Origin of the sequence: Caldisalinibacter kiritimatiensis (assembly GCF_000387765.1) — a bacterium.
Lineage (GTDB): Bacteria > Bacillota > Clostridia > Tissierellales > Caldisalinibacteraceae > Caldisalinibacter > Caldisalinibacter kiritimatiensis.
Genome location: NZ_ARZA01000097.1, coordinates 1 through 7,664, shown reverse-complemented (window position 1 = coordinate 7,664; position 7,664 = coordinate 1). Strand labels below are relative to the sequence as shown.

At 29.7% G+C, this 7,664-nt stretch carries 11 protein-coding genes; all 11 read left to right on the top strand.

Features of this window, described 5'->3' with window-relative positions; genetic code table 11:
- The coding region (gene ftsY / locus L21TH_RS04915) for a signal recognition particle-docking protein FtsY (RefSeq protein WP_034429365.1) at positions 1 to 1,069 on the top strand (1,069 nt) is incomplete at its 5' end.
- 80 nt (positions 1,070 to 1,149) lie between these two features.
- Positions 1,150 to 1,530, top strand: a complete 381-nt coding sequence (gene ylxM, locus L21TH_RS04910) for a YlxM family DNA-binding protein (RefSeq protein WP_006310810.1) — start codon at positions 1,150 to 1,152, stop codon at positions 1,528 to 1,530.
- On the top strand, positions 1,530 to 2,873 hold the full coding sequence (gene ffh, locus L21TH_RS04905) for a signal recognition particle protein (protein WP_006310809.1): 1,344 nt from the start codon (positions 1,530 to 1,532) through the stop codon (positions 2,871 to 2,873). The genes ylxM and ffh overlap by 1 nt, the downstream gene beginning before the upstream one ends.
- 27 nt (positions 2,874 to 2,900) lie before the next feature.
- On the top strand, positions 2,901 to 3,173 hold the full coding sequence (gene rpsP, locus L21TH_RS04900) for a 30S ribosomal protein S16 (protein WP_006310808.1): 273 nt from the start codon (positions 2,901 to 2,903) through the stop codon (positions 3,171 to 3,173).
- A gap of 23 nt (positions 3,174 to 3,196) precedes the next feature.
- Positions 3,197 to 3,427, top strand: a complete 231-nt coding sequence (locus L21TH_RS04895) for a KH domain-containing protein (protein ID WP_006310807.1) — start codon at positions 3,197 to 3,199, stop codon at positions 3,425 to 3,427.
- Between the two features lie 72 nt (positions 3,428 to 3,499).
- Positions 3,500 to 4,000, top strand: coding sequence for a ribosome maturation factor RimM (gene rimM / locus L21TH_RS04890; RefSeq protein ID WP_006310806.1), 501 nt, complete (start codon positions 3,500 to 3,502; stop codon positions 3,998 to 4,000).
- Entirely contained in the window at positions 3,997 to 4,734 is a 738-nt protein-coding gene (gene trmD, locus L21TH_RS04885) for a tRNA (guanosine(37)-N1)-methyltransferase TrmD (protein ID WP_006310805.1), read from the top strand. The genes rimM and trmD overlap by 4 nt, the downstream gene beginning before the upstream one ends.
- 95 nt (positions 4,735 to 4,829) lie before the next feature.
- The gene (gene rplS, locus L21TH_RS04880) at positions 4,830 to 5,177 is read left to right on the top strand and encodes a 50S ribosomal protein L19 (RefSeq protein ID WP_006310804.1); all 348 of its coding nucleotides are present in this window, start codon (positions 4,830 to 4,832) and stop codon (positions 5,175 to 5,177) included.
- A gap of 139 nt (positions 5,178 to 5,316) precedes the next feature.
- Positions 5,317 to 6,168, top strand: a complete 852-nt coding sequence (ylqF, locus tag L21TH_RS04875; RefSeq protein ID WP_006310803.1) for a ribosome biogenesis GTPase YlqF — start codon at positions 5,317 to 5,319, stop codon at positions 6,166 to 6,168.
- A 101-nt stretch (positions 6,169 to 6,269) separates the two neighbouring features.
- Positions 6,270 to 6,920 carry a ribonuclease HII gene (locus L21TH_RS04870; RefSeq protein ID WP_006310801.1) on the top strand — a complete coding sequence of 217 codons (651 nt, stop codon included), beginning with the start codon at positions 6,270 to 6,272 and terminating at the stop codon, positions 6,918 to 6,920.
- Positions 6,910 to 7,664, top strand: a 755-nt coding sequence (locus tag L21TH_RS04865) for a hypothetical protein (RefSeq protein WP_034429362.1), incomplete at its 3' end; no start/stop codon positions are given. The genes L21TH_RS04870 and L21TH_RS04865, both read left to right, overlap by 11 nt.

The following is a 7,664-nucleotide window of genomic DNA, read 5'->3' as shown; positions in this document are numbered from 1 at the left end:
TTTTAAAAAAAATAAAAATGAAGAGATTAATAAAAATGAGGAAATAAAGAATAATGAAGAAGTTAATGAACAAGAAAAAGATGATTTAGAAGAAACTGAAATAGAGGAATTAGATAATGGCGAAAATCAAGAAAAAGAGAAAAAGAAAAAAATAGGGCTATTTGGTAGATTGAAAAAAGGATTAGAAAAGACAAGAAAGGGGATTACAGAGAAGGTAGATAATGTTCTAAAGAGTTATAAAAAAATTGATGAAGAACTTTTTGAAGAATTAGAAGAAATTTTAATAACAGCAGATGTAGGGGTTAATACAACACTTAAAATAATTGAAGATTTAAAAGATAAGGTTCGTGAGAGAAAAATTGAAGACCCAAGTGAAATAAACAATTTATTAAAAGAAGAAATAACAGAGCTATTAACAGATTATGAAACTAATAATAAACTTGATTTAGAACCTGCTCCTGCAATTCTATTAGTGGTTGGTGTAAATGGTGTTGGTAAAACTACAACTATAGGAAAGTTAGCACATAGATTTAAGAGTGAAGGAAAAAAAGTATTAGTAGCAGCAGGAGATACGTTTAGAGCTGCAGCAATTGAGCAATTGAGTGAGTGGTGTAATAGAGCTGGAGTTGATATTATAGCAAACAAGGAAGGAAGTGACCCTGCAGCAGTTATATTTGATGCTATTCAAGCAGCTAAAGCGAGAAAGGCAGATATATTAATTTGTGATACAGCAGGTAGATTGCATAATAAAAAGAATTTAATGAATGAATTGAACAAAATCTTTAGAATTGTAGATAGAGAATATTCAGAGGCAACAAGAGAAGTTCTTTTAGTATTAGATGCTACTACTGGACAAAATGCCATTATGCAAGCACGTACGTTTAAAGAAGCATGTAATATCACTGGCTTAGCTTTAACCAAATTAGATGGTACAGCTAAAGGTGGAGTTGTACTTGCAGTCCAATCAGAATTGAAAGTACCAGTAAAGCTTGTTGGAGTTGGAGAAGGTATTGAGGATTTACAAGATTTTGACCCTAATAATTTTGTAGATGCATTATTTTCAGAATAAAATTGTTGACAAAAAGGAAAATATATTATAAAATACTTCTGTCAAGTTAAAAACTTTACACTAACTTGTTGGTGATTTTAATGTTTGAAAAGGCTATTGAAATAGGGATGCTGTTTGATTTTTATGGAAAACTTTTAAGTAATAAGCAGCATAATGTTGTTGAATTTTATTATATGCATGATTTGTCTCTTAGTGAAATAGCAGAACAGCTAGATATAAGTAGACAAGGTGTGTATGATATTTTAAAACGGGCAGAGAATCGCTTATATATGTATGAAGAACAGTTAGGATTAGTAGAAAAATTTAATTTAAATAAATATAAGGTTAAACATATATTAAAGCATATTAATGTTATAGAGAATCAAGCAGATAAGTTGGGTTCTGATGATATAAAAGATAATACCAAAAAGATTCGTGAAATAGTTTTAGATATTTTAGAATCAAACCAGGAGGGTAAATAATGGTTTTTGAAAGTTTAGCTGAAAAGCTTCAGAATGCCTTAGGGAAGCTAAAGGGGAAAGGTAAGCTTTCTGAGAAAGATGTAAAAAATGCAATGCGAGAAGTTAAATTAGCTTTACTGGAGGCTGATGTTAACTATAAAGTAGTTAAAGATTTTGTGAAGAAGGTTAAAGAAAGAGCTGTAGGGCATGAGGTGATGGATAGCCTTACACCTGGTCAGCAAGTAATAAAAATAGTTAATGACGAGTTATGTAATCTCATGGGAAAAACACAAAGTAAGATAGAATTTGCTGATTCCCCACCTACTATAATTATGATGTGTGGGCTTCAAGGGGCAGGTAAGACTACTACGACAGGTAAGCTTGCATCACTACTTAAGAAAAAAGGGAAAAAACCTTTATTAGTGGCATGTGATATTTATAGACCTGCTGCTATTAAACAGTTGGAAGTAGTAGGAGGAAAAGTTGATGTACCGGTATTTTCGATGGGGGATAAGCAAAATCCGGTAAATATAGCTAAAGCAGCAGTAGAACATGGTAAGAAAAATGGTAATGATGTTATTATAATAGATACAGCAGGTAGACTTCATATAGATGAGGAATTGATGGAAGAATTACAAGACATTAAAGATGAAGTAAAGCCTAATGAAATATTACTTGTTTTAGATGCAATGACAGGACAGGATGCTGTAAAAGTTGCAGAGTCCTTTGAAAATAAATTAGGAATAAATGGTGTTATTCTAACTAAACTTGATGGTGATGCTAGAGGAGGTTCTGCTTTATCTATAAGAGCAGTTACAGATAAACCTATTAAGTTTGTAGGTATGGGTGAAAAGTTAGATGAGTTAGAACCATTTCATCCAGATAGGATGGCATCAAGAATATTAGGTATGGGAGATGTATTAAGCCTTATAGAAAAAGCTCAAGAAAATTTTGATACTAAGAAGGCTTTAGAATTAGAACAAAAGCTAAGAAAACAAGAATTTACTTTTGAGGACTTTTTAGACCAATTACAACAAATGAAAAAGATGGGACCATTAAGTCAGATATTAGAAATGGTTCCTGGGGTAAATTCAAAGCAGCTTAAAAAGCTAAATGTTGATGATAAAGAATTAGTTCATATAGAAGCAATTATACAGTCGATGACAAAAGAAGAGAGATTAAATCCTTCTATTATAGATGGAAGTAGAAGGAAGAGAATAGCTAAAGGTAGTGGAACTAGTATACAACAAGTTAATAGACTGCTAAAACAATTTAATGAGACTAAAAAAATGCTTAAAAAACTAGGCAAAATGGAAAAAACAATGAAAAAAAGAGGTAAATTCAATTTTCCATTTTTCCAATAGATAAGATATTTTGAAGGAGGTGAGAGCATGGCAGTAAAAATCAGATTAAGAAGAATGGGAGCTAAGAAAAAGCCTTTCTACAGAATAGTAGTAGCAGATTCTCGTTCTCCAAGAGATGGTAAGTTTATTGAAGAGATTGGATACTATAATCCAGTATCAGAGCCAAAGCAAGTTAAAATTGATGTTGAAAAAGCTGTTAAATGGCTAGGTAATGGTGCAAAACCAACTGATACTGTTAATGATTTATTTAAAAAGCATGGAGTATATGAGAAGAAAGAAGAATTAAAAAGTGCTGAATAAAACCTTTTGGGGGGTGAAATAATATGGGCGAGTTAGTAGAAATGATAGCTAAAGCCCTAGTAGATTATCCAGAGGAAGTTAGTGTGAATGAAGTAGAAGGAAGCCAATCAATTATAATAGAGTTAAAGGTAGCCCCAGAAGATATGGGTAAAATAATTGGTAAACAAGGTAGAATAGCTAAGGCTATAAGAACTGTTGTGAAGGCCGCAGCTACAAAAGAAAATAAAAGAGTTATTGTTGAAATTTTACAATAAAGGGATTAGTCTTTCTAATCCCTTTATTATATAATTTTGAGTATTATAGTTTAATTAAAAGGGAGTATAGATATGTCTGAATATATACAAGTAGGAAAGATAATAAATACCCATGGTATTAAAGGAGAAGTTAAAGTTCTACCACTTACTGATGATATGACAAGATTTGAAGATTTAAATAGTGTTTTTATAGGTGATAATAATACTGAAGTAGAGATAGAAAAAGTATGGTATAAGAAGAAATTTGTAATACTAAAATTTAGGGATTATGATAATATTAATGACGTTCTTAGTTTTAAAAACAAATTTGTTTTAATACATGAGAGTGAGGCAGTTGAGTTACCTGAGGATACTTACTTTATTTTTCAGATAGTAGGACTTGAAGTTTATAATGTTGAAGGAGTAAAAATAGGTAAAATTAAAGAGGTTTTGCAACCTGGGGCAAATGATGTTTATGTAGTTAAAGATGGTAGTAAAGAGTATTTGCTCCCAGCTATAAAAGAAGTTGTTAAAGAGATTGATTTAGAACAAAAGAAGATGATTATAGACCCTCTTGAAGGAATGATAGAATGAGAATAGATATTTTAACACTGTTTCCTGAAATGTTTAATAGTGTATTTAGTGAAAGTATAATTGGTAGAGCTTTAAAGAATAACATATTTACTGTAAATTGTATTAATATTAGGGATTTTTCAGAAGATAAGCATAAAAGAGTAGATGATTATCCATATGGCGGGGGACCTGGTATGGTCTTAAAACCAGAGCCAGTGTTTAAGGCTATTCAGAATGTTAGAAAAGAGAATAGTAGGATTATATTTTTAACCCCAAAAGGTAAAGTATATAATCAAAAAATTGCTAAGGAACTTTCAAAAGAAGAGCATTTAGTCTTATTATGTGGACACTATGAAGGAATAGATAATAGAATTATAGAAAACTATGTAACTGATGAAATATCTATTGGAGATTATGTATTAACCGGTGGAGAAATATCTGCTATGGTGCTTATTGACTCGGTAGTTAGATTGCTACCTGGAGCATTGGGAAAAAAAGAATCATATATGGAAGAGTCTCATTATAATGGATTATTAGAGTATCCTCAGTATACAAGACCTAGAGAATTTAATGGACATAAAGTACCAGATGTTTTGCTTTCTGGGAATCATAAAGAAATAGAGAAGTGGCGTATCTATCAATCCTTAAAATATACTTATTTAAGAAGACCAGATTTATTGGAGAAAAAGGAATTAACAAAAGAAGAAGAAGAGATTTTAAGCAAAATAAAATTAAATTTTTCAAATGAGTTGTAATTTTTTCATATATATGCTATAATTACTTGGAGTATACGGGCGGTCCTCTGTTATTTTAGATAACAAGAACGTCTACGAAGAAAGGAGGTATACTTATGGATATCATCAAAGCAATAGAGCAAGAACAACTAAAAAATGACCTTCCTGAGTTTAATGTAGGAGATACAGTTCAAGTACACTACAGAGTTAAAGAAGGAAATAGAGAAAGAATCCAGGTATTCGAAGGAACTGTACTTAAAAGACAAGGTGGAGGTGCTAGAGAAACTTTCACAGTAAGAAGAATTTCTTACGGTGTTGGTGTTGAGAGAACTTTCCCAGTACATTCACCTAAGATTGAAAAAATAGTTGTTACTAGAAGAGGTAAGGTTAGAAGAGCTAAGCTATTCTATCTAAGAGGTAGAAGAGGTAAAGCTGCTAGAGTTAAAGAAAAAACTAATTATTAACATTAACATTGGGACTGTATACAGTCCCAATGTTTGTTTATGTAAAAAATCAATATTAAATTGATAAGTATAGATTATAAGAATCTTTGTAATTATAACCATATAGAAGTATATTTTAGAGGTAATAGGTGGTGAACATATGAATATAAATTGGTTTCCCGGACATATGAAAAAAACTAAGGAATTAGTAAAGAAGAATTTAAAGCTTGTAGATGTTGTATTTGAGTTATTAGATGCAAGAATACCTTTGAGTAGTAAGAATCCAGATATAGATGTTTTAGTAGGAAATAAACCTAGAATTGTAGTTCTTAACAAGCAAGATTTAAGCAGTGATGAGGCTAATAAACAATGGATTAAATATTATGAAAAAAAAGGAATAAAAGCAGTATTAGTAGATGCTGCAAAGGGAAAAGGTACAGAAAAAATTATATCAATTACTAAAGATATGATAAAAAATAAGATGGAAAGATTAAAAGAAAAGGGAATTAAGAACAAACCTATTCGAGCAATGATAGTAGGAGTACCTAATGTAGGTAAATCAACTTTGATAAATTCATTAGCAGGTAGCAAAAGTGCTAAAACAGGAAATAGACCTGGAGTTACAAAAGGAAAACAGTGGATAAAATTAAGAGGGAATTTAGAGTTATTAGATACACCTGGTATTTTATGGCCAAAGTTTGAAGACGAAAAAGTAGGATTAAATTTAGCCTTTACAGGAGCAATAAAAGATGAGATAATTGATGTTGAAACGCTTGCATTAAGATTAGTGGAAAAATTACAAGAAATAGCTCCATTACCTTTAAAGGAAAGGTATAGCGTAGAGGTAGAAGATAGAAAACCAATTGATGTATTAGATGATATAGCATTGAAAAGAGGTTGTATAATTAAAGGTGGAGAAATAGATTATACAAGAGTTGCACGTTTAATTTTAGATGAATTTAGAAATGGTAAAATAGGAAGCATTACCTTAGAATATCCAGATAATATATAAACGAATTTGACCTTCCTTAAATTAGGAAGGTTTTTTAGTATTTCTAGAGGAGTTAAGAAAGTTAAGTAGAATATTTATATATAATTATGGAGGGGATATTTATGTTATCATTAGAAAGTGAGTTATGGAATGAAGGGTATGAATATATAGCATGTGTTGATGAAGTCGGGAGAGGTTGTTTAGCAGGTGATGTGGTAGCATGTGCCGTAATTATGCCTAAAGATGAATTGATTGAAGGTGTGAAGGATTCAAAGAAATTAACTGCTAAAAAAAGAGAAGAATTATACGATATTATTATTGAAAAGGCAATTGCTGTTGGAATTGGCAGTGTTAGTGCAAAAACTATAGATGAAATAAATATAAAAAGAAGTACAAGATTAGCTATGAAGAAAGCAATTAATAATTTAAAAGACAAAGAAGGGAATAAGGTAGAACCCGATTTTGTGCTTATTGATGCAGAAAAACTTGATATAGATAAGCCGGAAAAAAGTGTTGTCAAAGGTGATGCTAAATGTCATGGTATAGCAGCAGCTTCAATTATAGCCAAGGTTTATAGAGACAGACAATGTATAGAGCTAAATAATAAGTATGAAGGATATAAGCTAGATAAAAATAAAGGATATGGAACAAAAGAACATAGAGAAGCAATAAAAACATTAGGTCCATCTCCAATACATAGACTAACTTTTTTAAAAAATATATTAAGTGAACAAAAACAATTGAGTTTATTTGGTGATGATAATGAAGATTAATAATTTAATCTTAAATGAAATTAAAAAATCTGATAATAAGGTTAATTTAAAACCAGGCACTATAATAAAAGGAAAGGTATCTGAAATAATAGGCGATACTGTTTTATTAGAATTAAATAATGGTGAATTAATAAAAGGAAAAAGTTTAATATCTTTAGAAAGTAGTAAGAATCAAGTTGTTAGTTTCTTAATCAAGGAAATAAAAGATACAAAAATAACTATGACACCATTATTCCAAGATAGTGACAAAAAATCACCTAGAGAAATGTTTGTTGATAAAATTTTAGAAATCAATAATATTCCTAAAAATAAAGAGAGTATTGAAGCTATAAAGTATCTAACAAAGTTTAATATGCCAGTTAATAAAGAAACAATTGAGAGTGTATTAAAAACATTATTTAAATTGCAAAATATAGCTGAGTTAAAAGGTAATGAAGTTATTACTTCATTAAATAATAATTATTATTTAAAAGAAAATATTGATGAGTTACTTATTAATTCAAAAATAATAAATGACGATAATAAAATATTACCAGATAATAACAACAATGAAGTTAAGATTGATAAACATTATAAAGACATGGAAAAACTAAAAAATGAAGTTAAAAATATTTTATTTAAGAATCAAGAAAATCATAATTTAATAAAAAAAATAGTATTTTTAAAAAAGTTAGGATTAAAAAGTTCTGTGTTAAATTTAAAGTTTTTAGATGAATTAGTTGAAGGAAAAGGATTTATTGAAAA

Excerpts from the sequence above, each read along its gene's own strand:
- ylxM (WP_006310810.1), top strand. The coding sequence starts at position 1,150 with ATGTTTGAAAAGGCTATTGAAATAGGGATGCTGTTTGATTTTTATGGA.
- ffh (WP_006310809.1), top strand. The coding sequence starts at position 1,530 with ATGGTTTTTGAAAGTTTAGCTGAAAAGCTTCAGAATGCCTTAGGGAAG.
- rpsP (WP_006310808.1), top strand. The coding sequence starts at position 2,901 with ATGGCAGTAAAAATCAGATTAAGAAGAATGGGAGCTAAGAAAAAGCCT.
- L21TH_RS04895 (WP_006310807.1), top strand. The coding sequence starts at position 3,197 with ATGGGCGAGTTAGTAGAAATGATAGCTAAAGCCCTAGTAGATTATCCA.
- rimM (WP_006310806.1), top strand. The coding sequence starts at position 3,500 with ATGTCTGAATATATACAAGTAGGAAAGATAATAAATACCCATGGTATT.
- trmD (WP_006310805.1), top strand. The coding sequence starts at position 3,997 with ATGAGAATAGATATTTTAACACTGTTTCCTGAAATGTTTAATAGTGTA.
- rplS (WP_006310804.1), top strand. The coding sequence starts at position 4,830 with ATGGATATCATCAAAGCAATAGAGCAAGAACAACTAAAAAATGACCTT.
- ylqF (WP_006310803.1), top strand. The coding sequence starts at position 5,317 with ATGAATATAAATTGGTTTCCCGGACATATGAAAAAAACTAAGGAATTA.
- L21TH_RS04870 (WP_006310801.1), top strand. The coding sequence starts at position 6,270 with ATGTTATCATTAGAAAGTGAGTTATGGAATGAAGGGTATGAATATATA.